This window comes from Candidatus Thermodiscus eudorianus (genome assembly GCA_015521085.1).
GTDB classification, from domain to species: domain Archaea; phylum Thermoproteota; class Thermoprotei_A; order Sulfolobales; family Acidilobaceae; genus Thermodiscus; species Thermodiscus eudorianus.
In genome coordinates this window covers 50,261-74,227 of the sequence record WAOW01000002.1, presented here as the reverse complement: position 1 = coordinate 74,227, position 23,967 = coordinate 50,261, and the positions used below count along the sequence as shown (strand labels likewise).

Sequence of the window (23,967 nt, the reverse complement as noted above, 5' to 3'; positions counted from 1 at the left end):
CCTAGGGCGTGACAACTACCCTAAAAGAATCGCCCTCCAAGCTCTTAGCAAAGGCCTTGTCAACCTCATCAAGCGGGTATCTAGCTGTAACGGGTACCGAGACTAGGCTCCTGGATAGAATGCTGAGGGCAAGTTTGAAATCCCGCCAATCACCACAGCGGGTCCCTATGACTCTAACCTCCTTTACAACGCTCACAGTCTGAGGAAAGCTCGCTACGCCGCCCGGCGTGCTCTTCAAATGAATCACGCCCCTCGGCCTAACAAGTTCCACGGCCGCTCTCAAACCCGAGTTAGAGCCGGTCGCTTCAACGATGTAATCGAACCCAAGCCCGAGGCTTGACTCTTCTCGGCCCAGCCTAGAGGCCTCCTCGACCTGCACGACGCGGAAGCCAGCCCTTTCAAAGAGGTTTGCCTTCATGCTTCCACGCCGTACTATAATGACGGGGTCGTGCCCTAGCATCCTCAGCAGGTTAGCTGTGAGCCACGAGATAAAACCCGATCCTATAACTCCTATGAGATCGCCTGGCTCCGGGGGACGCTGTCTAACCATGTTTACAACCGCTGCAAGGGGCTCAGCGGCGAAAGCTATATCGTGGGGAAGCCGGTGCCTGTGCAACGCCCATGTTGGCGCTATGAAGTACTCTGCCATGCCGCCGTCGAAGTCTATACCTAGTGTCCTCCTATTGGGGCAGTGAGTGTAGAGGCCCGCCTGGCACACTCTACACTGTCTACAAGCAAAGTTTATCTCGCTGACAACTCTTTCCCCCAACAGCTCGGAGGGACCCTCAACCACTACTCCCGACACTTCGTGGCCCGGTATGAGTGGAGTCTTGAAAAGGGGGTAACTACCCGTATAGAAGGCTTTGTCGGTGCCACAGATCCCGACGGCTTTGGCCTCGATCAGGGCCCATCCGGCGGGTGGACGGGGAGTGTCGACCTCGACTAGGCGTAGATCCCTTGGCCCAAAGAGTACTGCAGCCTTCATCTTGAGGGTCCCTCACTGTTTCATGAGGCCCTTGTAGTCTATGGCAAGGCTCTGCCCGGAGTCTATAACGTATACCTGGCCCGTTATGTTCGAGGCCGCGTCGCTGGCTAGAAACGCTACTAGTCTACCTACCTCATAGGGCTCTACAAGCGAACCTGTCAACGTGTATCTCTCTGTGAACTCTTCGATGCTTATCCCGGTGGCCTTGAAGAAGCTCAAGCCCATATCAGTCCTCGCAAAGCCCACCGCGACTGCATTTACTGTAATGCCGGTATGGGCTAGCTCCTGGGCTAGGGCTCTCGTGAACCCTATAACACCAGCTTTCGCGGCGCTATACGCGGCGAGCCAGCGCAGTCCCTTCAACCCGGCTATGCTTGTTATATTCACGATTCTACCCCATCTCTTACCAACCATGTAGGGTATAACCTCCCTGGTAGTATAGAAGACGCCGTCAAGGTTCACAGCAATATGCCTTCGCCATAATTCATCGCTCATGGACTCTACGGGGGATAGAAGGCCCCAGCCAGCATTGTTGATTAGGACATCGACGTCCCCAGCCTCGCTCCTGATCCTGTCGAACATCGATCTAACCTGCGAGGGGTCGGAGACATCGGCTTGGATCATAAGCCCATCGGAACCCTCCCTCCTTATCATCCTAAGAGTTTCCTCAGCCTCTGAGGCCCTCTTCCTATAGTTAACGATAACATAGTGGCCCTCCTTGGCGAGTTCCACCGCGATAGCTCGCCCCAGACCGCGGCTACCTCCTGTCACCAGGGCTATTCTCTCCATTTAGCCACACCAACACGTCAGTATACTATCCATGGGAAAGTCCCGTATTTAGCATGGTATCATAATTAGTGAAAGCAGGCTCTAGCCGGGTGCACTCACGATCCTAGTGATTCGGGGCTTTACGGCCCGCCGCCCTGATAAACGCCTCTTCGAGATTACCTGCAGCAAAGGTTCTCATGGCGTCGGAGACCCTTCCAGAGAATATCACAGTTCCCTCGACAATGAAGGCTACGTAGTCAGCTATTACCTGGGCCTCAAACATATTGTGAGTAGTCACTATAACAGTCTTACCCCTACCGGCCAATTCCTTTATCAACCCCCTTATCCTGTACGCCGAGAACACGTCGAGACCCGTAGTCGGCTCGTCGAGTACGGCGAGCTCGGGATCATGCATAAGGGCGGTAGCTAAGAGAAGCCTCCTCTTCATACCCTTACTATAATCGCCGGCCCGCCTCGCCAATTCTTCCCTTGATAAACCTGATATCGCGATGGCATTCTCCAGGTAACGTGAGGATAAGTCCTCCTTTCCCCTAGCGTAGAGCCTCGCGTAGAATAGAAGGTTCTCGTAACCGGAGAGCCTCTCGTAGGGCTCGGCGTCTTCCGGTAGATATCCTATCCTAGACTGAACCCTCTTCCAATCATTTGATCCCGGAGTCGAGCCTAACACTTCAATCGAGCCCTCGTCCGCCCGATACAATCCTAACACTGTCCTGATAGTAGTGGTCTTCCCGCTTCCATTGGGGCCTGCCAGGACGAAGACCGAGCCCCGAGGGACCCTCATGGTAATACCACGTAGTATGATTCTACCCTTAACCCTCTTAACAATGCCTTCAACCACTACGGCATAATCACCTATCTCGCGTGCCATGCTATTCTTCCCTGCCACGCCCTCCTTGTAGAGTCTTGTCCACGGGAACTAAAAGCGGAATCCATGATGTGAACTCGTTATAAGGCGATGTTAGAGCTGTAAATGCTAAACGGGATAAGAGGCCAGGAGACCCGATAACTGGGGGCCGTTGAGTTGACCCTTGCGGAGTTCGTCGCCCGCTACGGAGAGAAGGGCTATATCGTGTTAAAGGCCATTATCGAAGCCGCCCGGAGGACCAGGCCCCCCCATGCCCTAGGCGACTTCAGCTATAGGGACTTGAAGAGGGTACTCAAGGAGATGGGCGTAGACTATAATCCATCTCCTCTGCTAGTTAGGCTTGAGAGAGAGTACGGCGTTATAGAGACAAGTTATAGGTCTAGCAACCAGCACTGGTGGAACATCATAGACAGGTATTCGATCGAGGAGGTTCTAAGGGAGTGGGAGGGCAGGCCGGAGCCCGACCCCGAAGACCCCAGAGTCAGGATGCTTAGGATACAGTTCTACTCCCTGGACCCGCAGTCGTTACTGGATACGCTAACACGGTTATCCAGGCGCTCTCGGATGTCTGCTGTTGAAAGGGATAGGATGAGGCGGTTCGCGTTCCACGAGTTGCCTCTGCTAGTCGAGTTCCTCGAACGCGCTAAGGCCGACTACCCCGATGAGCTGGCCGATGAGATAGCCATGGCAGAGTCGATACTTGAGCTCGCGGAATTAGTAACGAGTAGGGCTAGTGGTAGGGGTAAGCCCAGGAGGATGGTGTCCCCGGAGCTAGAGGACGCCCTTAGAAGAGGCGGTAGCGAGCCTCTCTAGCATTGCTTTAAACGCCTTCGAGAGAACAAGCCTATTATCGTACCCTGCTACTATACCCTCCAACTCGCTTCTAGGCGACCCTCTGAGTCCCCTCGCGATCCTTACCATGTTGCGTGTAGCACGTATAGCCTCGTCCACTATAGTGATATCGGCCCTCTGAGCGGTCCGACTGAATGGATTCAGGTCTATTGCGGAGACGATCTTGCCCCATGACTTTAAGGCCTCAGTCCTATCGCCATCCTCTATGGCAAGTAACACGAAGTCGGCCCTAGCGATACCGTCTCTACAGACTATCCCACGAGCGCTCTCTAGCCCGGGGACATGTGTTTTCTCGCAGTCGGGAGAGAGAAGGTTCGGCACTCCATACCCCTCCAGGTACTTGTGGATCGCGCGAACCCGCTCCTCAGTCCTATAGAACAGGTTGACCTCGACCCGTGCCCCCGTCAGGCGAGCTAGCTCGGCGATCTCCTCCGCCGCGAGTGCCGCATAGTTACCGTTGACTGATATAACAGGGCTCTCCGCTAGCAATAGGCGGGCTACCGTGGCTCTCTCGGCTTCCAGGGCGAAATCATGGCTCTCCTCTCCAAGTATATAGTCGAAGGCTTCTCCCCTTCCATGGGCTATTAGGCCCTCCGGGACGACTAGGCCCCTGCGGAAGCCCTCCACGAGCCTCTCCCTTATCATGAGTGACTTATACCGGGGATGGCTTGGAGGTATGTCTATGCCAGGCACTGTCAGCTCCACCAGATACCTGGTGGGCTCGCGGAGACTCCTAAAATCCTTGGCTCGAAGCCATGACTCTCCAAGACGCTTACGGCGTCGCCTACCCATTCACGCTCTACAAAGAACAGGACCACGCGTTTCTTCCCGTAAACCCCGACCTGACCTGGCAACTTGGGGACCTCTCTACCCGCCAATGCCGCCTTCAAGAACCCGGATTCCCGTGAGAACCTCTCGCTCCAGTAAATGAAGGATTCAACCGTGAAGTCCCTGTCTATTCTCCTAAGCGCTCTTTCCGCGAGCCCGTATACCTTGCTATCCAGGGTCTTTAACATAGTGCCCGTGCTCATTATCCCTGTATCTATGGAGACTAACGAGAGGGTCCCTGGAAGTTGCAGGCACTCGACCTCTCCAATGCCGGGTCCCCCAGGCTTCCTCCTGTAAACGATGCCCACGCCACAGGATATCGCTAGTACATCGCCTAGCCCTGTCTCCTCCATTATATCTGCCAAGTGAGCGACTTGTAACGCCTCTCTATAGCCGCGGCCCCTTATCCTTCCTATAATTAGCGATGCAGCGACTGCAGAGGCCGCGCTTACAGCGTAGCCCACTGCGGGAGGCAGAGGCATGTGTATTGTAAGCGTGATATTGGCTTCTTCAAGACCGTATAGTCGGATGACGCGTGATACCGTGCTAGGGTAGCGGAGAGAGTCTCCTGAGAGACATGCTCTTAGTCTTGGCTCGATGCTCACACCTACACCTATGGATCCCGAATCCATGTACCCGGCTTTCCTTACCGGGACGAAGATGCTGGTTATGTGGTGGGGCGAGTCAGCGCACCAGGTTCCAGGCCTCATATCCTAGCCTCCGCTACGATGTCGAGGGGCGGGGATGGCGGAGGGACCCTCTTATGCTCGGACTTCCTATGAAGCTCCATTACCCTCGAAACCACTGCTTCGGGCACGCCTGTCGCCGATGGGACCTCCCTGGGGTCGAGGCCTAGGTCGAAGATCGAGTAAAGTACTAGGTCCACCTCCTCATAGCTCACGCCTAGCTCTCCCTCAGCCGTCTGACCCGGCCATAACCTTGGGCTACTTGGTTTAAACGCGATCTTATCGGGTACGCCTAGGTTCTTGGCTAGCCTCCTGACCTGGTTCTTGTAGAGTATACCTATTGGGAGCACATCCACCCCGCCGTCTCCGTACTTTGTGAAGTAGCCTATCAGGATCTCGCTCCTATCCCCTGTCCCTAGGACAAGCCTGTTCAGCTTATTCGCGTAGTAGTAGAGTAGTGACATGCGTATTCTAGCCCTGAGATTTCCTAGAGGAACCTTATCGAGTTCCTCGCCTTCATATACTGGTATAGTAGACTTGTAGACGGCGACTATGGGTGTTATGTTGATCACATGCGGGGTGGCGCCGAATAGGCTTGCGAGATCTTTTGCATCCTCCACATCCTCCTGGGGGGTTACCTCAGTGTCCGGCATTATAAGGGGAAGAACCCTGTCTCTACCGACGAATTTCACTGCTAAGGCGAATGCAGTGGCGGAGTCGACCCCGCCGCTAAGCCCTACAACGTAGCCTTTAGCTCCTGCCTCTTCGAGCTTGGAGTTGAGGAACTCTCCTATAGCTTGAGCTACTCTATTGTAGTCGAGCCTAACGACCTCCTCTAGCGTGACTCTCCTGGTCATAGGCCACCCTCCTTGATGTTTTTGGCTAGGTCGAGTATTGTCCTCGATAGTATCTCCTTGTCTATCCTCCCTATATACTCTTTCGCGATAGTCGAATTCGTCTTCCATAATAATAGAGCGTCTAAATACTCGGATGCGAACCCGGCCTCTGAACTACCGACGTTATTAGCCACTACGATAGAGGCTCCGTACTTGTTCATCTTGTCTAATGCAGCTCTATAGAGGTCCTCGACGCCCCTAGCCGTCTCTGCGGCGAACGCGACCAGTACATCAACCCTTTCAGCTAGGCCCTCGATAACCTTAGGGGTTCCCTCTAGCTCTAGGGTTAAATCCTTAATACCGCTCCTCAGCTTCTCACCCCACCTCCTCTTGCTCCTATAGTCGGCTGGTGCTGCAGCCGCTATGAGATAGTTGAAACGTCCCTCGCTAACCAACTCTCTAACTGCCTTGGCCATCTCCTCGGTGGTAGAGACCCTATGCGCTTCCACCATATGCGGGATTACGTGTTCTACATGGCCGTAGACTAGTGAGACCCTCGCGCCCCTGGCCCAAGCCTCTATAGCTAGTTCTATACCCATTCTACCACTGCTCGGGTTGCTGAGGAACCTAGTCGGATCTATCCACTCACGCGTCGCGCCAGCCGTAACCAACACTCTCTCGCCAACAAGGTCCCTTCCCCTAGAGGCTAGTGCGGCCGCCGTCCTAGCTACCACCCAGGTATCGGGATACTTTGCTATACCCTCCTCGACCCGAGGAGGCATTACCACGTACCCCATGCTAGTTAGCCTGTCAACGACCTCCGCGTAGACCGGTGAATCCATCATGTTCTGATGCATGGCGGGTACTATCATTACAGGCTTATCCTCCCCTCTCATAGCTATAGCTGTTAGGGCTACTGGGTTGTCTGCAACACCGTATGCTATCTTAGACATGGTCGAGAGTGTTGCAGGAGCCACTAGCATGGCGTCGCATCCTTTGGAGAGTTGTATGTGCTCGACCTCCCCGGTTAACTCTACTATGGGCCTCTCCCCCGTCGCCCACTGCAAGAGCATCGGGTCTACCAGGCTGGCGGCGGGCCGAGTCATTACCGGTATAATCCATGCTCCACGCCTCATGAGCCAGCGGGCCGCATCTATTGACTTGTATAAGGAGACGCTTCCCGTCAAGCCTAGGATTATACACCTACCCGCTAGGTAATCGTTTACGGTTCCCGTGATCGACTTTGATGGATGCCCCAGTAGCGGTCTACCCATTACTCATCATCCCATCAGCTATACATTCCTGGATATAACCCTTTGTTGTATAGGTCAAATAACTTGGTGTAGGAGGTTTGGAGACCATTCACTCCAGCGGACCCGCCAGCTTAGTCATAAGGCGTGCATCCAAGGAGGATATACCGGCGGTCATGGCCGTTAACCTAAAGAGTCTCCCAGAGAACTACTGGTACGGGTTCTACGAGCATATTCTGTCCAACTGGCCCTATGCTTTCCTAGTTGCGGAGTACGGGGGCGTGATAGTTGGTTATGCAATGTCGCGCATCGAGGAGACCGGCGATCCCCTACTGCTGGGCCTAGTAGACGATGAGGGGCAACCTATTGTAAAGGGATGGCTTGAACCGAGGAAGGTTGGGCACCTGGTATCGATAGCCGTTTTACGAGAGTACAGGGGCCGAGGAATTGGGTCAGCCCTGCTCTCGGAGACTATTAACGCTGTGAGGGACTATTACAAGGCCGATTCACTCTTCCTTGAGGTTAGGGTGTCCAATACGCCGGCCATAAGGCTTTACGAGAAATTCGGTTTCAGAGTTGTCAGGAGGATACCCTTTTATTATAGGGATGGAGAGGACGCGTACGTAATGGTGTTGAGGCTTGCACCCCTTACCAGTTAACGCCTATCCTCTCCTTGTATTCCGTGTATAGTTTCGTGACCCTTGCAACCCATTCTTCGAGGCCGTCTGGGTTTTCGGGATAGCTGAGGTAGAGTTCCTTGGCCTTCTTCATGTATCTGGAGACTGTGACTAGTTGTTGTAGCATGGAGGGCCGGCCTAGCAGGCGTACTAGCATACGTGCCTTGTCCAGGATTGAGAGGTTTGCTTTGAGGTCGCCAGTGACGCTGGTCTCGTAGGCGTCCTCGGCCCGCATTATACCGTTCTTCAACGCCCATTCTATCTCCTCGTCGGTCAACTCCTGTAGGTAGATCCTGAATATGTCGAGGCTGGCCTGCTTGGCCCCGATCCCCTTCATATAGCCTAGATTGGTTTGCCAGAGGGGGCCATACCTTGTAAAGTCGCCCTGGGTGAAAGCCTCAATTATGGCCTTGGAAGCATGGTAGGCCGCGTTCATAGCATATCCCATGCCGCCTCCGTGAACCGGGTTAACGGTGAACCCGTTGTCGCCTATGCCTATGAAGTTATCCCAGACTAGCGTGTTGGCTGGCCGCCTAGTGGGCACCGCCGCCCCAGCGTCTGCATAGACTTCTACTTGGCTACCCACGTCGGGCCTCTTCATGAGCACGTTATCATATATGGATTTGGGATGGGGGTGACCGCGCCCCCCTTGCACTCCCAGGCCTATATTGGCTACATGTTCGCTCTTCGGGAAGAGCCACCAGTATCCTCCTGGCGCTATGCTCATGTTGACGTAGATCCTTATGTAATTTGGGTCTTCTATCTCTCTAGCTAGACGCACTATCCTCCTGTAGGCTACATTCATGTCAACGGGTTTCAGGCGCTCGTTAACAGGCCACTCTTCCGGCAGTCTTCTGCGTAGAACCCCGCTCGTGCCGGTAGCATCCACGATGACCTTACCCCGAAACTCCAGCTCCTCGCCCTTACTACTTGCAGCCCTCACCCCTACTAGCTTCGAACCCTCCATGCGGGGGCCTCGAACGTATGTCTCCAGGTATAGGTCGACGCCCGACTTCTCTGCTTCCTTGAGGATCATTGTACCGTATGCGTTCCTGTTTATCATGAAGCCCGTGCCTTTTACCCTCAGCCTTACTTCCTCGCTGGGACTATAGACGTCTATGCCTTCGACCCTATTGGCCAATGCATCTCCAGTGGGCAAAGGCATCTTGTTTTCATGGAAATGATGCTCCCCTATGGCATCTCCGCAGGGTTTCCCCCATATCCCGCTCCAGTCGACGAGGTCTATACCTGCAACCCTCAGGCCACTCTTCCGGAGATGGTATGCGAGAGAAGAACCTGCTGGCCCTAACCCGACTATAACAACGTCATAATCTAGCGTCTTCACCTGTACCACCACTCCGTGGCAAAAGGAGCTACCGTCCATCCCAAAATAAATCTACATCCATGTACATCTCTTTCCAAAGGAAATTAAACTCTAGGTAACTACTCCTATAGCTATTTGGTGAGGCGCGTATGAGCTGGTTCAGGAGGAGGAAGAGGGACTACTTCGACGATATATTTGAGGACATATTCGAGGAGTTCTCCAGGATAGAGGAGATGTTCCGTAGCCTAGTAAGAGAGACATTTACAAGAGATATAGAGAGGCTCAGCGCCGAGGGTAAACCACTCATCTACGGCGTCAAGATAACCATAGGCCCAGATGGGGTCCCCCGGATAAGAGAGTTCGGGAACGTAAAGGTTAGAGGCGATAAACCAGTTCTAAGAGAGGAGATAGAGCCACTAGTCGATGTAATGGAAGCCGATGACGACGAGGTATGGGTTATAGCCGAGCTCCCAGGAGTCGACAAAGAAAAGATAAAGGTGAAGGCCACCGAGAAAAAAGTCATAATAAAGGCGGAAAACAGCAGGAAATACTATAAAGAAGTCGAGCTCCCGGTAGAAGTAGATCCCGACACGGCAAAAGCCTCCTATAGAAACGGAGTCCTCGAAATAAGGCTGAAGAAGAAGAGCAAGAAGGAAGAGATGGAAGGCAAGGAGATAAAGATAGAGTAGAAGATACTATAATCTCCCAACCATCCACTCGGGTTTCTTTCTAAGACACTCCTCGTCTAGCGGAGCCTCGATAACTCTATCGCCGACGACCTTGCTCGCACCCTCGTAGTCACAGATGACTAGGGTGAACCTTCTTCTACCGTTTATAGCCTCTTCAAGCCACTTCTTGTTCTCTCTGCAACTCTTATCGACGTCCCATCTGCCCTTGCAAGCGACTTCAAGCGCCTCCATGAATCTATGCAGTACGCCTTCGACAGTACTTATGAAGCCTTGGCTTGCTGGACCCGGTATCATCTCATATCCCACTTCGGGTATAGAGAGGTATGCATAGGCCGATTTGACGAGCAGCCATCGCAGGGGACGCTCGCCTTCAACCGGGACTACTATCTTTTTTGGCTTCGTCGTCTCTGCGAGCCTCACGTCCCTGTATGTATAGTTGCAGTTGGAGCATTTGCCGGTGGATATTATTATCCGGCCGAAGTATGGTACCTCGTATAGGTACTCCCGTAGCTTGAGGGTGCGCTTACCGCATACAGGACACGTTACCGTGCCCTCGTATAGGAGTATCGGCTCTTTGACGCTGTCGAATATCTTTGCTAGGTCTCCGTTAGGCTTATCGCCAGCCATAGCAACCCCCGGGGTTGTATATAAGAGGGAAGCGTTCGATAAGTGCTTATAGAGCTTATATTCCGTGCGGTGCCCCGGTACCAGCTATATAGACGATGATCCTGCGGGGGTGTGACTTGGGGGTGACTGGGGCGGGTGATAGGAGAGATTACGGTTCTCCTCTAGCTTACATTGATGGAGTGTCGAGGAACAAGACTATTACCGCTAAGGTCAGTCAACGAGACCTATCCAAGATAGATAGCCTGTTATCGTCGACAGGCCTAACGAGGAGTGCCTTTATTAGAGAGGCGGTTATGGCGGTTGTTGAGTTCATAGAAGGTGGTGGCTGTGAAGCTGTAAATGGCGCGTTAGCTGAGAGGGAAGAGTGTGCTTCTATGAAAGCATTGAAAAACCTATGCAATAAAATTCTTAATAATGCTTGATTTATTAGGTCTCGATGCTCCCGGCTAGTTCCCTTATGGATGAAGCTAATCCTCTGGAAATCTCGCCTAGAGACTCCATAATACAGCGTTCTAGGCACTCTCTCGCGCCGTCGCTTCCAGCCTCGCTACACTCCTCATAGAGGCACTTCTTCCTGACGACAGCTGGGTCCAAGTAGAACACTATAATATGGTCTTTGGCAAAGCGCTTCACATAGCTATCGTAGCCCGACAGGGCTATTAATCTCTGGACGATCCTAGAGTCTATCAACCGGTTATCGTATATGAATGCTTTTAACTCGGACTCGAACGACTCAGCCATCCGCAGGGCAATGGCAACCGGGTCCCTCTCCAACTAGACGCTCCCCTTAGCCAGTTGAGGTATCCGGGGTTTGACTCCCTAATAACCCCGATCGAACAGACACTACTGCTAGAAGCGCTCTTACACGGCAAATGGTGATTGGATGTGCCGAGTGACAATGTTGCCATCGAGTTTAAGTCATATACTAAGCCCTCAGAGTTCATCGATGATCTAGAGGCTAGAATAGCCGGTGCAAGGAGTCGTTTAAAGGAACTTGAGGGTAGAATTGACTCCCTCCGTGAAAAAGCGGATATCCTGGATAAACTCAGTAGCCTCCTCGCATCGCCACAAGTAAGCCATAGTCCTAGTATGTTTGAGGCTGGACTAGCGGGGGCCAAGCTCCTCGTGAACCCGACACCTAGCCAAGAGCTTGAAGTGCTGGAATATACGGTTAGCCGGCTGAAGGCTATGATTGCGGCCCTGGAAAGTGTTCTAAGCGAGGTTAAGGCGTTAGAAGGATTGGGGGATGTTGGATTGGTGCTTGATGTTGTATACGAGAATGGAATCCCGACAAAAATATTATTAAAAATATAATTTTTATAATAACTCGATTGCTAGAGCAGCCGCTCCCCCGAGCCCGTGGCAGATGCTGGCTATACCCCTCCTACCATTATGGAGAGAAAGCACGTTAGCCAGTTCAAGGGTTATCCTGGCGCCGCTCATTCCGAGGGGATGCCCTAACGCTATAGCACCGCCATGAACGTTCATCTTCTCGTAGGGGACACCCAGGTGTTTATGGAGTAGGAAGCTGTTAACCGCAAAGGCCTCGTTATTCTCCCAGTAATCAACATCTCCTACACCCCATCTCAGCTCCTTAAGGAGTTCCCTCACGACAACCACGGGCGCATAGGGGAATCGCCTGGGATCAACGGCTCCCACGCCCCATCCAACTATCTTGGCGATAGGCTTTAGGCCGAGCTCCTTCACCTTGTCACGACCCGCGATTAGCAGGCTTGCCGCTCCATCGCTTAGCTGGCTGCTAGTCGCTGCCGTGTGGAAGCCGTTCTCCGAAAAGGCTGGTGGTAGCCTCTTCACCTTTTCTAGGCTTGTGTCTCTTCTTATCCCCTCATCCATTTCGAGCAGAACCCTGCCCTTGTACTCGAAAGGCTCTACGAACCTCTTCATATAGCCTTTGTCCCACGCCTCTGCGGCTCTTCTATGGCTCTCGAATCCTATCCAATCCAGCTCCTCCTTTGTTGCCCCATGCTCCCTAGCCGTGTCGTCGGCTTCCTCCCCCATGATCATGTCGAATATTGGGTCATAGAGTCCCTCGTGGACCATCGAATCCCTTACCGGGAGGAATCCCTTGTAGACGAGTTTCACACCCCACCTGATCTTACTTGTTATAGTGAAGGGTGCATTGCTCATCGACTCCATGCCGCCAGCCAGTACTATATCGAAGGCCCCCGATTCTATGAACTGTGCTGCATCTATAATGGCCTTCATACCGCTGGCACAGACCATGTCGACTGTTGTAGCGTCGATTGGGTATGGTATGCCGGCCTTTATCGCGGCCTGCCTCGCTGTATTCATGCCTGTGCCAGCTCGGATTACGTGGCCGAATATCACATGGTCTATCTGATTGGGGTCTATGCTAGTCCTCTCGATGAGTTTCTTTATGGTGAATGAAGCCAGCTCTACGGCCGGTATGTCCCGCAGGCTCTTCCCGAATTTCCCTATGGGGGTCCGGACCCCGTCTACTATGTAGACTTCCTTGGACAACCTATGTGCTTTAGCCCCTTCGTTAGCCAACTAGTATAACACCGTGTTATAGGTATTGCTTGTAAGGGATAATATTAGGATTAATGTGCCGTGTAATAGCATGGGTTTCTGTAGGTGTTAAGGGGGACCCTCCCTCCTTTTTAATCATATTAATTAATATAATAAACAATCCTATGACTTTTACCACATCGCCTACCAAGGAGACCAGCGCCGCGCCCCTAAATAATACTGCGAATGGCAGGAACAACATGAACACCGCGACCCCAGCCAAAAAGAGTCCAGCTCCAATACGGCTCTCCCTCTTAAAATCATGGTAGAGCTTGAGCCCCACAGCCAACTCGACCAGGTAAGCTATAACAATAAGAGCGCCTCCAACCAACGGATCTATAAAGCCACCTACCACGACGGCTATTGCCCCAAGCGCAAGCGCTATGGGAGAGAGCCTCCTCATATGCCACCTAGCTACAGAGGCATAGCTCCAGTACCCCCACAGTGCGAATAGACCGGTGACGACCAGAGTAGCCATGATATAAATAGTGGGGGGAGAGAAAGCCACCTCTACACCGTGCCCGTACACAACTACTAGAACATACATTATCAAGAATCCCGCTACAATGCTTGCGATCGTCCCTACTATGCCACCGCGATCAGTCATAATCCCCAACCCCCGGGGGCCTCGAACCCTACCGAGCAGACGCTAGCAAATCTAGTGTTTATAGCAGAATATATACCACGATTACGATACGCTTGGAGACCCATAGAACCCTTGTATACATTTAATGGATAGAAATAAATACATTGGAGTTAGACATAGCATTTAGCTAGATCGAGAAACGAGAGGTAGCCATACATGCTTATAGCTAAGACGGCGACGCGCACACTCAGTAAGAGAAAACTAGAAACGATAGCAATAGTACTAGTCATAGCAACCGCCATCCTAGGGATCTCCTCGATAAAACTAGCAGCCTCCTATAGCATAGATCTTGCCGGGAAAGCCTGGGTCTATGAGCTAGGCTCGGTAGTCGTCGCTGGAGATATACCTGGTAACGTTGTAGCCGATATCTCCGGGTTGGAAAGCGTTGAGAGGGTCAAGCTCCTGGAAGCAGTGAATGCGCCTGGATACTTTAACGGGACTCCAATCAGCGTCGTCCTACTCCATAACCCGGATGGAGACGCTCCTGCTAGCTATAGGCTAGAACAAGGCAGGAGGGGCTTCATAGTCTACACGACTGGGAACAAGCCTCTCGTAATGCCTGGCGAGCATCTAATGGTTCAGGGGCTCGGTGACATAACCGTTACCGGAATGGCCAAGGGTATATCGGTCTTTATGGGCGGTGCCGACGTGACTATAATAACTGAAAAACAATTCTTGGAAATGACTGGAAGGAAACCCGTAGACTTTCTACTTGTCGTCGCGCCAGAGGCAGATACGGGAGATCTCGCCGCGAAAATACGCAGTATCATCGAGGCCCACGGCGGGAGCATCCAGGACATCACGATCCAGACCGAGAAGGATAATCCAGCGGCCAGGCCTATGAAGAGCATGGCAAACGGCATCGCAGTATTCATCTCAATAGCCCTGATAGCCGCTAGCCTGTTAGTTGCCGGTAGCGAGGCTAGCCTCATAGAGAGGAATATACGCGAGATCGGGGTTCTGAAGGCTGTTGGGGTAGACTACAAGGGAGCCGTACTATATTACGCGGGCCACAATATACTGAGAGGCGTTATAGGCGTTGCACTAGGTTTGATAGCGTCAATCCCTGTCTCAAAGAAGCTAGTAGAGATGGGGGCCCATCAAGCGCACGGCTCCGAGGTCATGGAACTACTCATGCGAATCTACCCCTTCCGGGTCAGCTGGAGCGTATTAGGTGAAACGGCATTCATAGGCCTCGGCCTAATCATAACGGCCAGCCTCATACCTCCCCTTATAGCCTATAAGCTACCGGGAGGTAGGGCGCTACGCTTCACAGGCCTTACCGGAAGGGCTGGGCTGCAGTGGATGAAGGGCCGGCTTACGCTCGTGTACTCGATTAGACGGGCCGCTTCCAGGCCATGGCTAGCCGCGTTTCTTATACTATTCCTCGCCGTGACCTGGGGGTCAACCGCCTCAATTCCTATGAGCACTCGGGGTTTAAGCGTTGTTAAGGACGAGATCATAAACTATGGTTATGATGCGCGAATCGTATTCGCGGCTGGAGATGAGCCTCTGGACTCGATTGTGAACATGGCCTTGAAAATGAGTGGGGTTCGCCAGGCCGAGGTATGGGGGTTCAAGTGGAGGGCTGTTAGAGCAGGGGAGCGAGATCTAGCGTTTGAAAGCTGCGTCTATGGGAACTGGAGCCTTGGCCCCAAACTATCGTATGGCCACTGGCCCATGGAACGGGGGGAGGCGGTCGTTAGCGAGACTGTTGCTGAGGTGCTGGGGGTAGGTGTTGGCGACGATCTTGTAGTTGAGGGATTGAATGGTACCTATACGTTTACCGTGGTAGGCGTGGCTTTAGATCATAACAATAACGGCATGGTGATGTATGTTAATAAGGGAGACTATCTGGCGGTAGCTAATACGCCATACCTATATCTCTATGTAGACGTTGAGGGCAACGCTAAGAGCGTGGGCTCGCGTGTTGTAGACTCGCTTATTGAAGATGGAATCCCCGCTTCCGGCCCGTACACTAAGGACAAGTCTATCAAGGCCATCGACAACACTCTTGACTTCATGAAGATCTTCCTCTCGATCATCAATGGTGCAACTCTCCTAGTAGGCATAACTGGACTGTCAGTGCTTCTAGTAGTTGACCTAGCAGGCAGGTTAAGGGAGATTGGCGTATTAAGGGCTATAGGGTTCACTAACACGCAGATAGTCTTATCAGAGATCGCGCTCGTCGCATTCACCGCTGTAATAGCGGCCCCTCTATCCTACCTTTCAGGCCTCATCATATCATCCTCTATGCTCCGGTTAATGATAGACGCTCTAGGCTATGTTAGGCCTAGGCCCGCCCTTGGCGACGTGGCTAGCGCTTCTTGGATCCTGATCCCCTCCCTTCTAGCCACATTTCTCATTGGACTACTATACCTGAGAAGGCAGTCCACAGGGAGGCTCTTGAGGATAGAGTTGTAGGAGGTGTGTTTTGGTTATGGGTATAATCGAGTTTGAGAACGTATGGAAAGTCTATAGGACTCCTGGGGGAGCAGAGTACACTGCACTCCAGGATGTAACCCTGGAGATAGGCGAGGGCGAGCTAGTAGCAGTACTAGGCCCCAGTGGGAGCGGTAAGACTACAATGATTTACCTCTCCGGCGGGATTGAACTGCCAAGCCGTGGGAGGGTCATAGTCAACGGGGCAAGCCTCTCCGACATGGGTGAATCGGGTAGAGCGAAGTGGAGAAGGAGGAATATCGGTATAGTATTCCAGTTCTACCACCTCGTCCCCTCTCTCACAGTTATCGAAAATGTCATGCTGCCTATGGAACTGGCAGGGCTCTGGAATAAGAATGAGAGGGTTGAGAGGGCTGAGAGGCTCCTAGACCTGGTCGGAATGCTCGATAAGAGAGACAAGTACCCCTCGCAGCTAAGCGGGGGAGAGCAGCAGAGGGTTGCAATAGCCAGAGCCCTGGCCGCCGACCCGCCAATCATCCTAGCTGACGAGCCGACCGCTAACCTCGACACAAAGAATAAGACAAGGGTCATAGAGCTACTTGTGGAAGCCAATAGACTAGGGAAAACAGTAGTCTATGCAACACACGATCTAGCACTCGCCTCGAAGGCCGACAGGATCGTTAGAATACGCGATGGGAGAATTGTTGAAGCATAATCCAAGGCTACTGTACGATATAGCAATTACAGAGCAATAACCTGGTTTAAACCCGGCCTATCCAACCAGTATTACAGGTTGATTAAGACGTCTTGAAGACCGCGTTAACGCTAGTACGACCGGGAATGAATGGGTCTCGATTGAGGTTTCCATAGAGGGCTTCGAGCCTCCAGCCGGCTCTGGAGGCCATGTCTACTAGCTCCGATATACTGTATATTCTCATCCGGAAGCTTGATTTGCCCAGGAATTCGAGTTCGTCGCCTCTCTTCCTGTAGTACGCCCAGGTGTTCTCCAGGATGGAGGTTACGGGGTCGAAGCGAGGCCTCTCCATGACTAGCAGGTCCCCGAGGTCTCCTGCGATTACATCCGTTCCGCAATGGGCGTTCCTAGCTACTATTAGGTCTCTGTCCGTTTGCCTTAGTATGAAGAGTTTGCCCTCTGGACTCGTTATCCTACGTATCCTCGATAGTAGCTCGACGTCGGCCTCCGGCGACTCCCTATATCCTAAGAGCGTAGTCCAGACTATGAGAGCCGCGTCATAGCTTCCCTTAACCAGCTCGTCGACCCTCCAGGCATCACCAACTATCCCATCGACGCGGTCCTCCACTCCCATAGTCCTGGCGTATTCTAACGCCTCCTCGACGTACTTGGGGGATATGTCAAGGCATGTCACCCTATAGCCTTCTCTGGCCAAGGGGACGCTTATCCTTCCACTACCACACCCCAAGTCTATCACGCGGGAACCCCGAGGGACCCCGTGTTCTTCTAGGAGCCTGGCAATGAGGCGGGCCTCCTCCACGCCATGCTCCCTACGCGCCCGTAGTACATGCCCGAAGAGCCATCCTCTACTTATGAAGAACTCGCTAATCCAGCCACCCGCCTGTTCCATAAGTACCAGCCCAGGACCCTATCTGATAAGGGTATCGCACCTTGTAATATAATAGCGGTGGACTTTGCTATACAAAGGGTATGCCCTGGGCATGGTGCTCGTTGCAGTAGTAGGGGATCTCCACTATCCGAATCCCCGGGCTCTCGACGTGCTAGTGAAGGCATCGAGTGTCAGGCCCGATTTACTGTTACTTGCGGGAGACTTCCTAGACATACCCCACTATAACCTGGTGAGGAAGTTTCTCAGGCTTATAAATAAAATCGGGTTTAAGAGAGTCGCAGTCGTCATGGGTAATCACGAGCACTACCTCTCCAGGAGGGCCAGGAGTAAGGGAGTTGATAGTATAAGGCAGGTTGAGCAGCTCGCCAGCTTCCTAGAGGAGCATGGAGTTAAGGTTCTTGGCCTGGGTGAAGAGCCGCTCGAAATAAACGACGTGTATATAGTGGGGGCTACCGGCTGGTATGATTATACGCTTGCACCTCAGGGTTATAGTAGAGTGGACTTCGAGAACTGCAACCCCTTTGGAGTTAGCCTGCGCCAACTAGAGCTATGCGAGAGGGGGCAGTTGTGGCTCTGCCCGGAATGGTGGAGGAGGGACTGTCTTTACGTCAAGTTGCCTATGAGCAATGAAGAGTATGTTGAGATCAATGTTAATAGGGTGAAGGCTCAGTTGGAGGCTGTTCCAGCAGGTTCTAGGAAGATAATTGTGTACCATCACGTTCCCAGGAGGGAACTCGTGGCATCTTATGGTGATGAGAGGGATTTCGACCTAGCCTATGCAGGGTCTATCCGACTGGAGGGCCCTGTGCGGGAGTATGGTGTGGAAACCGTGGTTTACGGTCATTTGCACCGGCGAAGCAAGTCGTGGATACAGAGGGTGGAGGGAGTGACTTATGCGAACTCGTATCCGTACCGTGAGGGCTCTGTGGAGGTGTTGGTTCTTGGCCGTGAAGGGGTAAGGATGCTCTGACCTTCTATTATTAAAAATTTTATTACTTTTAGTTATTTTATATGATTTCGTGAGCGATTTATATCGGAGCCTGTCGAGTGACTATACGGTGTACTATTATGCCTGAGGGATTCACATCTAGGCTGCCCGGATTCTATAAGAAGAGTATAGAGGACAGGCTTGAAACCGTAGCCAACCTCACCGGGATGACTGCTGAGGAGAAGGAGCTCCTACGCAGGTTTGGGAACCTGGATCCGAAGATAGCTGATGCGATGATCGAGAACGTGATTGGCGGGATGACCTATCCTTTCGCAATAGCCACGAACTTCAAGATCAATGGGAGGGACGTGCTCGTACCAATGGTCATAGAGGAGTCAAGTGTGGTTGCGGCCGCCAGTAATGCCGCCAAGATGCTCAGGGATAACGATGGGATAAGGGCTGTCGCGGACAAGCAGTTCATGATAGGCCAGGTCCACATAGTAGACGTCGCCAGCCCCCACTACAAGGCCCTCAAGATAATCGAGCACAAGGAGGAGATACTGGACCATGCAAACCAACAGGACCCCGTGCTAGTAAAGCTCGGAGGAGGAGCCAGGGACCTAGAAGTTAGGATAGTAGACACGCCTAGAGGTCCCGCGTTAATAGCCCACCTAGTAGTTGACGTGTTAGACGCTATGGGGGCCAACGCTGTGAACACCATGGTCGAGGCGATAGCCCCACTCCTAGAAAGGATCACGAAGGGCAGGGTCATGATGAGGATCATAACTAACAACGCCGTCTACAGGCTTGCCAGGGCATGGGCGAAGACCAGCCCTGAGAATGTTGGAGGCAGGGATGTGGCTGAGAGGATAGAGTGGGCCAGCATACTCGCGGAGGCCGACCCCTATAGGGCTGCAACCCACAACAAGGGCGTAATGAACGGCGTCATAGCGGTAGCCCTAGCCACCGCACAGGACCACAGGGCTATCGAGGCTGGGGCGCACGCCTACGCCGCAAGGACTGGCGTCTACAAGCCCCTAAGCCACTGGGAGATCGACGAGGAGGGAGACCTGGTGGGCAGCCTCGAAATGCCCCTACAAGTAGGCATAGTCGGCGGGGCTGTCAAGGTACACCCCATAGCCCAGCTAGCTCTCAAGATAATGGGCGTTAATACAGCCAGAGGCCTAGCCGAGGTAATGGCCGCAGTCGGCCTAGCCCAGAACCTAGCAGCACTCCGAGCCCTAGTCACCGAAGGCATCCAGAGAGGACACATGAAGCTCCACGCCAAAAACCTAGCCGTAATGGCCGGCGCGATGGGAGACCTTATCGATAAAGTAGCCGGGAAAATGATCCGAGACGGCAAAGTACGATACGACTATGCAAAGGAACTCGTCGAGAAACTAGCCAAGGGAGAGGAGATCTAGCCCCACCACAAAGCAGGACCCCAACACAAACATCCCTACAAAACCGGTCTCCAGGCAGTTCGCTGAGACAACTCCACCGTGAGAGCACATACTGCAACCGGCATCCCTTAAATCCCCGCATTACACGGTCGAAATAACGGACATGAGAGAGGGCCCGTAGCTCAGCCAGGAGAGAGCGCCGGCCTGCGGAGCCGGAGGTCCCGGGTTCAAATCCCGGCGGGCCCGCCACAAACACACCTAAATCTTCACTAAGCCCGGGCATAGTGTATCAATGACCGGGCTGTGAAGCTGCGCTAAGGACCTTGCAGGTCTGATAATCAATCACGTCGTCGTCACTAGTTTAGGGGATTACTTTCAGCCATGGTACTCTTTTGAAGTCCTCGTCGAATGTAAGGATGGTTCTGATAGCATTGTGTCTGCAGGTTAGTGCTATTTGTGCATCGTTTGGTAGGAGTTTGTATTCTCGTAATATTCTGAGATACTCGTTGTATTCAAAGTAGTCGTTTATTATTTTTATATCTAGATCTTTCAAGAAAGAGTTTATCGTGTCTAGAACCTCTTTTGGATAACCCTTCTTTGTGATTAATTTCCTCAAGCTGTATCTTCCTTTAATTTCTCCTTTCTGCCTATAGTACTCGTAGGTGGCAACGTAGAGGGCTTCGTTAACCGCTGTACCAGAAATTATGAATTCGTATTCACTGTAAGCCTCTAGAACCTGCTGAGCCATGTTGCTCTTCTCTGTTTCAAGGAGTATTGCTAGTATGAGGCTTGTATCGATATAGGCTCGATCTACTGCCAATGAGCCTCCTCCTCAAGCTCTAACAACTCCTTGATCGAGGATCTCCCGAGAGCACCACGATACTTCTTTAGTACTCTTCTAATATCACGCTTTATCGTGATAAAAGCCTCTTCACCCTCCTCCAAGTCAAGAGGCTCCAGCGGCTTAAGCACACCCTTCTCATACCTAACACGAACTACCTTAGACAACCCAGACCCCCACCATATTCGTTGTAATTAGAGGCTCTAAGCCTTTACTCCTGTGATGTTGCATTCTTATTCGGACTTAGGATTCAAGGCGAATTATCATGCTGAAGTATATGTTGCATTTCCTCATGAACTAGTGCAACCTAAGTATTTATTGCCTCGGCCTGCGGAGCCGGAGGTCCCGGGTTCAAATCCCGGCGGGCCCGCCATTTTCCACAGAGAATGCTATAGAAAGCTAAGACAATGGTAATATTAAATGTTTTAATTATGATAATTTATTATAAATATAAAATGTAATAGTATCTCTATAGATAAGTCGGTATAGACAGGTTTGATACTTCAACACTTCAAACTTAGAGATACTTGTTATAGTAGTTTGTATTCGCGGGTGTGTTTCCTTATACCTAGGTCTGTGATTTTCTTGAGTAGTCTTTCGTCTGCCGTGTAGAGGATTGCTTGTTTGCTAAGAGCTAGGACTACGTAGGGAGGCGTCGTGGATGGTTAGGCCCTTCCTCATCACTATCATAACTGTTGTCGCCGAGTAATCTCCCTCCATCTCCTGAGCTCCTCCACGCTACTCCATTCCTCTACTCTACGTCTCAGCTCGTCAATCTTGAGCGAGGCCCAGGCTATCCTAGCCCTATCCTTCCCACGGAGCCTGGCCTCCTCCACTATCACCACCTGCTCTATAGCCCTCCTCACCACCTCGCTCCAGTTAATGTGCTTGAGCCTTCTCCATCCTCTTCTTAAGCCTCCTAGGGATCCTAAAGCTAACCACTACACTCAACGATAGCCGCCGTAATACAAATACTACATAACTAACTACATACTAGTTATAATTATGTACCTATAGCTCATTAAACGTGACCCGTCAAGTCTTGGGGAAAGCGAGTTAAGCCCCAAGAACTCACAGACGCCCGCCAATACTAGCCGCCCCATGCCTCCTACTGTTAGAGCGTGATTTTGTTACCGTAACACTTAGTTCTTCAGTTGCAAGTCTAGTGCGGTCGGGGAAAATAACAGGGGACACAGAGTATACGCTGAAAATCTTCTCTGGCCCGAATACAATTATGGCTCAAGCTTAGTTGAAAGACTACTTGTACTGGCCTCCAAGAGCTTCGTCCATTGACCTTGCATTCCCTGCCGCTCTGCTCTGTCAACCTTGACCACTTGAGAACAGCTTGTTGAAGGCAACGAGTACCTTGTTTAGCTCCCTTGCCCCTTTCATAGTAAGGATTATGAGCTTTCTCGGCCGCTCTTCTATAACGTACTTCTCCTCTATAAGATCGTGTTGCAGCATCACGTTTAGGTGGTGCCGCAGGTTCCCCGGGGAGAGCCCTAGTGCTTTTGCTATTGTGGAGAAGTATGCGGCTTGTCTTGGTAGGAGGTAGAGGGCTATGGCTAGTCGCACTGGGTTTCCCAGAGGGCTCTTAGTTATTTCGCCTAGGTCGCTGGGTTCTCTGCATTCCTTCAACCCCTAAATGCCCTCCTTAGGTATAGGAGTCCGGTGAGAGCGAGGCTGGAGGATGCGATCATTACCGCGAAGTCTTCTCCTGGCAACGGTGACCTACTCATTATGAAGACGGATAGTAGGGGTAGAACGCACGCTACAGCCATTTCCTTATCATATCCGCCTCTAAAGACCTTATCCACGGCCATGAGCAAGCCCATGCCTGTGCCGAAGAATACTAGGGGCCAGGCAGGCTCCGGGAGCCCTAGCCTCAGAGAGGCGTAGGCTATAACCGCTCCAATAATCCATGATGCCATCTGCGATACCGTATAGAGCGTCGGGCTCCTAACCTCTCTACCTAGAACAGCATCAAGCCTCTCAAGAACCCTATACGCAGTACTCTCCTCTAGGAGAAACCAAAGAGCTAGACCAGCACCTATGCCCAGGCCTAGCGCCGTCTGCTTCCCCACGCCCGGCACGAAGGACGTGACGATATACAGTAGTGGTATGACGCCTGCCCAGAACACGAAGGGTAGGCTTCGATAGACGAGCCGGGCGAAATCCAAGTGCTTCTCTACAATCTTCAAGGCTTCTTCGAAATCCTTTATCGAGGACACCCGGGAAACCCCTCAGCCTATAGGGCTAGCCTCCTACAAGGCTTTTTAGGTCAATGACGTTGTTTGTATAGCAAACTTCCTAGCTATCTTTTCTCCGAGTCCCCAGCGCTTAATCTAAGCGACTCGGCGAAGGACGAGGCGGGTTCGTGGTGGCACTTAGCCTGGTAGTGAAGATCGTTTATGACGTCATTCTATGGCTTGTAGTATTCTTTCCCTCAGCAGTAATTGGAGCAGCCCTTGGGACTAGGCTCTCGCAGGGTCCTAGAGAGAAGCTTGTAGCTGGGACATTTACTCAGGTGATGTTTCTAGTCCTATCACTCATTGCAGCTTATCTAGCAGGCATAGAAGGCGTGGTTTCGTACTATGTTGACAGGGGAGTCCTAGTTATTGGTTTATATTCTTTCAGTGTTTTCCTAGTTATATCTGTTCTAGTAAACTATGTGAGCGCCCGTCTAGTTCAGGGAGACGAGGTAGCTCCGATATCGAGTGAGGCGCTTGAGGAGGATAAAGCACTGGCTTTGCTCTCACTAGTGCTTCTTGCTCCGCTAGGCGAGGAGACCTTGTTTAGAGGCCTGGCTGAGGGTTACTTAATGGAATCCCACGAGCCTCTCTCCGTTACTATTCTGCTACCTGCCCTGTTGTTCGCGATTGTCCACATAGGACCGCTGAATAGGAGAAAACTCCTCCTGGTAGAGGTGTTCCTAGTAGGCATTTTACTGGGCTATTTAAGAGTGATGACGGCCTCGCTAATCCCGGTCGTTGTCAGTCATTCCGCGATGAATATCGGGTCACTAGTGTTTCGTCTATTAAATAGCCCTCCCGTAGCCAGCCAAGGGAGAGTATGAGATGCCTACATCATAGATTTAGTTCCGATATAGCGATGCTGGGGATAACTATGGGTATGGTATCCTCCGAAAGATCATCGTTGAACGCCAGGAGTTTCAACGCCATAA

28 protein-coding genes and 1 tRNA gene are annotated in these 23,967 nt (G+C 52.1%); 11 read left to right on the top strand and 18 right to left on the bottom strand.

Features of this window, described 5'->3' with window-relative positions; all coding sequences use genetic code 11:
• Position 1: 1 nt before the first annotated feature.
• The 3 genes from F7C38_01010 to F7C38_01000 all read right to left on the bottom strand — a co-directional run bounded on the left by F7C38_01010 (position 2) and on the right by F7C38_01000 (position 2,642).
• Positions 2-985: an alcohol dehydrogenase catalytic domain-containing protein gene (locus F7C38_01010; protein MCE4600133.1), complete on the bottom strand. Its 984-nt coding sequence runs from the start codon at positions 983-985 to the stop codon at positions 2-4.
• A 12-nt stretch (positions 986-997) separates the two neighbouring features.
• Positions 998-1,774 (bottom strand): 3-oxoacyl-ACP reductase FabG, encoded by a 777-nt coding sequence (locus F7C38_01005; protein ID MCE4600132.1) that lies wholly within the window; start codon positions 1,772-1,774, stop codon positions 998-1,000.
• Between the two features lie 103 nt (positions 1,775-1,877).
• Positions 1,878-2,642, bottom strand: coding sequence for an ABC transporter ATP-binding protein (locus tag F7C38_01000; protein ID MCE4600131.1), 765 nt, complete (start codon positions 2,640-2,642; stop codon positions 1,878-1,880).
• Between the two features lie 153 nt (positions 2,643-2,795).
• Between F7C38_01000 and F7C38_00995 the strand changes: the two genes are divergently transcribed.
• Positions 2,796-3,452, top strand: a complete 657-nt coding sequence (locus tag F7C38_00995) for a hypothetical protein (GenBank protein ID MCE4600130.1) — start codon at positions 2,796-2,798, stop codon at positions 3,450-3,452.
• On the opposite strand, the gene F7C38_00990 is transcribed toward F7C38_00995, so the two are convergent.
• Genes F7C38_00990 through coaBC form a run of 4 tightly spaced genes read right to left on the bottom strand, consistent with a single transcriptional unit; the run spans position 3,411 to position 7,115 of the window.
• Positions 3,411-4,175 (bottom strand): phosphopantothenate/pantothenate synthetase, encoded by a 765-nt coding sequence (locus F7C38_00990; GenBank protein ID MCE4600129.1) that lies wholly within the window; start codon positions 4,173-4,175, stop codon positions 3,411-3,413. The genes F7C38_00995 and F7C38_00990 overlap by 42 nt on opposite strands.
• Before the next feature lie 11 nt (positions 4,176-4,186).
• Positions 4,187-5,029 (bottom strand): hypothetical protein, encoded by an 843-nt coding sequence (locus tag F7C38_00985; GenBank protein MCE4600128.1) that lies wholly within the window; start codon positions 5,027-5,029, stop codon positions 4,187-4,189.
• Complete coding sequence (locus F7C38_00980; GenBank protein MCE4600127.1) at positions 5,026-5,862, bottom strand: NAD+ synthase; 837 nt, start codon at positions 5,860-5,862, stop codon at positions 5,026-5,028. Before F7C38_00980 ends, F7C38_00985 begins: the two co-directional genes overlap by 4 nt.
• Complete coding sequence (gene coaBC / locus F7C38_00975; protein ID MCE4600126.1) at positions 5,859-7,115, bottom strand: bifunctional phosphopantothenoylcysteine decarboxylase/phosphopantothenate--cysteine ligase CoaBC; 1,257 nt, start codon at positions 7,113-7,115, stop codon at positions 5,859-5,861. Before coaBC ends, F7C38_00980 begins: the two co-directional genes overlap by 4 nt.
• Positions 7,116-7,192: 77 nt before the next feature.
• Between coaBC and F7C38_00970 the strand changes: the two genes are divergently transcribed.
• Positions 7,193-7,750, top strand: coding sequence for a GNAT family N-acetyltransferase (locus tag F7C38_00970; GenBank protein ID MCE4600125.1), 558 nt, complete (start codon positions 7,193-7,195; stop codon positions 7,748-7,750).
• Here the strand turns inward: F7C38_00970 and F7C38_00965 are convergent.
• Entirely contained in the window at positions 7,740-9,113 is a 1,374-nt protein-coding gene (locus F7C38_00965) for a geranylgeranyl reductase family protein (GenBank protein ID MCE4600124.1), read from the bottom strand. The genes F7C38_00970 and F7C38_00965 overlap by 11 nt on opposite strands.
• 128 nt (positions 9,114-9,241) lie before the next feature.
• Between F7C38_00965 and F7C38_00960 the strand changes: the two genes are divergently transcribed.
• Entirely contained in the window at positions 9,242-9,781 is a 540-nt protein-coding gene (locus F7C38_00960) for an Hsp20/alpha crystallin family protein (protein MCE4600123.1), read from the top strand.
• A gap of 6 nt (positions 9,782-9,787) precedes the next feature.
• On the opposite strand, the gene F7C38_00955 is transcribed toward F7C38_00960, so the two are convergent.
• Entirely contained in the window at positions 9,788-10,408 is a 621-nt protein-coding gene (locus F7C38_00955) for a ZPR1 zinc finger domain-containing protein (protein MCE4600122.1), read from the bottom strand.
• Positions 10,409-10,530: 122 nt separating this feature from the next.
• Here F7C38_00955 and F7C38_00950 point away from each other — a divergent pair, with 122 nt between their 5' ends.
• A complete protein-coding gene (locus F7C38_00950) occupies positions 10,531-10,830 on the top strand; it encodes a ribbon-helix-helix domain-containing protein (protein MCE4600121.1) in 300 nt (99 codons plus the stop codon).
• A gap of 4 nt (positions 10,831-10,834) precedes the next feature.
• Here the strand turns inward: F7C38_00950 and F7C38_00945 are convergent, their stop codons facing one another.
• On the bottom strand, positions 10,835-11,182 hold the full coding sequence (locus tag F7C38_00945) for a hypothetical protein (GenBank protein MCE4600120.1): 348 nt from the start codon (positions 11,180-11,182) through the stop codon (positions 10,835-10,837).
• A gap of 111 nt (positions 11,183-11,293) precedes the next feature.
• Between F7C38_00945 and F7C38_00940 the strand changes: the two genes are divergently transcribed.
• On the top strand, positions 11,294-11,722 hold the full coding sequence (locus tag F7C38_00940; protein ID MCE4600119.1) for a hypothetical protein: 429 nt from the start codon (positions 11,294-11,296) through the stop codon (positions 11,720-11,722).
• 3 nt (positions 11,723-11,725) lie between these two features.
• Here F7C38_00940 and F7C38_00935 read toward each other — a convergent pair whose 3' ends face one another.
• Together F7C38_00935 and F7C38_00930 are read right to left on the bottom strand one after the other, a co-directional pair.
• Positions 11,726-12,940: a thiolase family protein gene (locus F7C38_00935; protein ID MCE4600118.1), complete on the bottom strand. Its 1,215-nt coding sequence runs from the start codon at positions 12,938-12,940 to the stop codon at positions 11,726-11,728.
• Positions 12,941-12,956: 16 nt separating this feature from the next.
• On the bottom strand, positions 12,957-13,505 hold the full coding sequence (locus F7C38_00930) for a hypothetical protein (GenBank protein ID MCE4600117.1): 549 nt from the start codon (positions 13,503-13,505) through the stop codon (positions 12,957-12,959).
• Positions 13,506-13,760: 255 nt separating this feature from the next.
• Between F7C38_00930 and F7C38_00925 the strand changes: the two genes are divergently transcribed.
• On the top strand, positions 13,761-16,028 hold the full coding sequence (locus F7C38_00925) for an ABC transporter permease (GenBank protein ID MCE4600116.1): 2,268 nt from the start codon (positions 13,761-13,763) through the stop codon (positions 16,026-16,028).
• A gap of 16 nt (positions 16,029-16,044) precedes the next feature.
• Positions 16,045-16,722, top strand: a complete 678-nt coding sequence (locus F7C38_00920; protein ID MCE4600115.1) for an ABC transporter ATP-binding protein — start codon at positions 16,045-16,047, stop codon at positions 16,720-16,722.
• Positions 16,723-16,804: 82 nt separating this feature from the next.
• On the opposite strand, the gene F7C38_00915 is transcribed toward F7C38_00920, so the two are convergent.
• Positions 16,805-17,611: a methyltransferase domain-containing protein gene (locus F7C38_00915; GenBank protein ID MCE4600114.1), complete on the bottom strand. Its 807-nt coding sequence runs from the start codon at positions 17,609-17,611 to the stop codon at positions 16,805-16,807.
• A 64-nt stretch (positions 17,612-17,675) separates the two neighbouring features.
• Here F7C38_00915 and F7C38_00910 point away from each other — a divergent pair, with 64 nt between their 5' ends.
• From F7C38_00910 to F7C38_00900, 3 genes are all read left to right on the top strand, one after another.
• On the top strand, positions 17,676-18,581 hold the full coding sequence (locus tag F7C38_00910) for a metallophosphoesterase (GenBank protein ID MCE4600113.1): 906 nt from the start codon (positions 17,676-17,678) through the stop codon (positions 18,579-18,581).
• 98 nt (positions 18,582-18,679) lie between these two features.
• Positions 18,680-19,963, top strand: a complete 1,284-nt coding sequence (locus tag F7C38_00905) for a hydroxymethylglutaryl-CoA reductase, degradative (GenBank protein ID MCE4600112.1) — start codon at positions 18,680-18,682, stop codon at positions 19,961-19,963.
• Positions 19,964-20,113: 150 nt separating this feature from the next.
• Positions 20,114-20,191: transfer RNA gene (locus F7C38_00900), tRNA-Arg, on the top strand.
• Between the two features lie 112 nt (positions 20,192-20,303).
• On the opposite strand, the gene F7C38_00895 is transcribed toward F7C38_00900, so the two are convergent.
• From F7C38_00895 to F7C38_00875, 5 genes are all read right to left on the bottom strand, one after another.
• On the bottom strand, positions 20,304-20,762 hold the full coding sequence (locus tag F7C38_00895; GenBank protein ID MCE4600111.1) for a PIN domain-containing protein: 459 nt from the start codon (positions 20,760-20,762) through the stop codon (positions 20,304-20,306).
• Positions 20,753-20,950, bottom strand: a complete 198-nt coding sequence (locus tag F7C38_00890) for an antitoxin family protein (protein ID MCE4600110.1) — start codon at positions 20,948-20,950, stop codon at positions 20,753-20,755. The genes F7C38_00895 and F7C38_00890 overlap by 10 nt, the downstream gene beginning before the upstream one ends.
• 519 nt (positions 20,951-21,469) lie before the next feature.
• Positions 21,470-21,649, bottom strand: a complete 180-nt coding sequence (locus F7C38_00885; protein ID MCE4600109.1) for a hypothetical protein — start codon at positions 21,647-21,649, stop codon at positions 21,470-21,472.
• A 454-nt stretch (positions 21,650-22,103) separates the two neighbouring features.
• Positions 22,104-22,421, bottom strand: coding sequence for a helix-turn-helix domain-containing protein (locus F7C38_00880; protein MCE4600108.1), 318 nt, complete (start codon positions 22,419-22,421; stop codon positions 22,104-22,106).
• Positions 22,418-23,014: a hypothetical protein gene (locus tag F7C38_00875; protein MCE4600107.1), complete on the bottom strand. Its 597-nt coding sequence runs from the start codon at positions 23,012-23,014 to the stop codon at positions 22,418-22,420. The genes F7C38_00880 and F7C38_00875 overlap by 4 nt, the downstream gene beginning before the upstream one ends.
• A 149-nt stretch (positions 23,015-23,163) precedes the next feature.
• Between F7C38_00875 and F7C38_00870 the strand changes: the two genes are divergently transcribed.
• On the top strand, positions 23,164-23,859 hold the full coding sequence (locus tag F7C38_00870) for a CPBP family intramembrane metalloprotease (GenBank protein MCE4600106.1): 696 nt from the start codon (positions 23,164-23,166) through the stop codon (positions 23,857-23,859).
• Positions 23,860-23,967 lie beyond the last annotated feature (108 nt).

What these genes read in the sequence shown, in the direction of transcription:
- F7C38_00925 (MCE4600116.1), top strand. Translation starts at nt 13,761, where the DNA reads ATGCTTATAGCTAAGACGGCGACGCGCACACTCAGTAAGAGAAAACTA.
- F7C38_00980 (MCE4600127.1), bottom strand. Translation starts at nt 5,862, where the DNA reads ATGACCAGGAGAGTCACGCTAGAGGAGGTCGTTAGGCTCGACTACAAT.
- F7C38_00915 (MCE4600114.1), bottom strand. Translation starts at nt 17,611, where the DNA reads ATGGAACAGGCGGGTGGCTGGATTAGCGAGTTCTTCATAAGTAGAGGA.
- F7C38_00955 (MCE4600122.1), bottom strand. Translation starts at nt 10,408, where the DNA reads ATGGCTGGCGATAAGCCTAACGGAGACCTAGCAAAGATATTCGACAGC.
- F7C38_00985 (MCE4600128.1), bottom strand. Translation starts at nt 5,029, where the DNA reads ATGAGGCCTGGAACCTGGTGCGCTGACTCGCCCCACCACATAACCAGC.
- F7C38_00905 (MCE4600112.1), top strand. Translation starts at nt 18,680, where the DNA reads ATGCCTGAGGGATTCACATCTAGGCTGCCCGGATTCTATAAGAAGAGT.
- F7C38_01005 (MCE4600132.1), bottom strand. Translation starts at nt 1,774, where the DNA reads ATGGAGAGAATAGCCCTGGTGACAGGAGGTAGCCGCGGTCTGGGGCGA.
- F7C38_00930 (MCE4600117.1), bottom strand. Translation starts at nt 13,505, where the DNA reads ATGTATGTTCTAGTAGTTGTGTACGGGCACGGTGTAGAGGTGGCTTTC.
- F7C38_01000 (MCE4600131.1), bottom strand. Translation starts at nt 2,642, where the DNA reads ATGGCACGCGAGATAGGTGATTATGCCGTAGTGGTTGAAGGCATTGTT.
- coaBC (MCE4600126.1), bottom strand. Translation starts at nt 7,115, where the DNA reads ATGGGTAGACCGCTACTGGGGCATCCATCAAAGTCGATCACGGGAACC.
- F7C38_00960 (MCE4600123.1), top strand. Translation starts at nt 9,242, where the DNA reads ATGAGCTGGTTCAGGAGGAGGAAGAGGGACTACTTCGACGATATATTT.
- F7C38_01010 (MCE4600133.1), bottom strand. Translation starts at nt 985, where the DNA reads ATGAAGGCTGCAGTACTCTTTGGGCCAAGGGATCTACGCCTAGTCGAG.
- F7C38_00920 (MCE4600115.1), top strand. Translation starts at nt 16,045, where the DNA reads ATGGGTATAATCGAGTTTGAGAACGTATGGAAAGTCTATAGGACTCCT.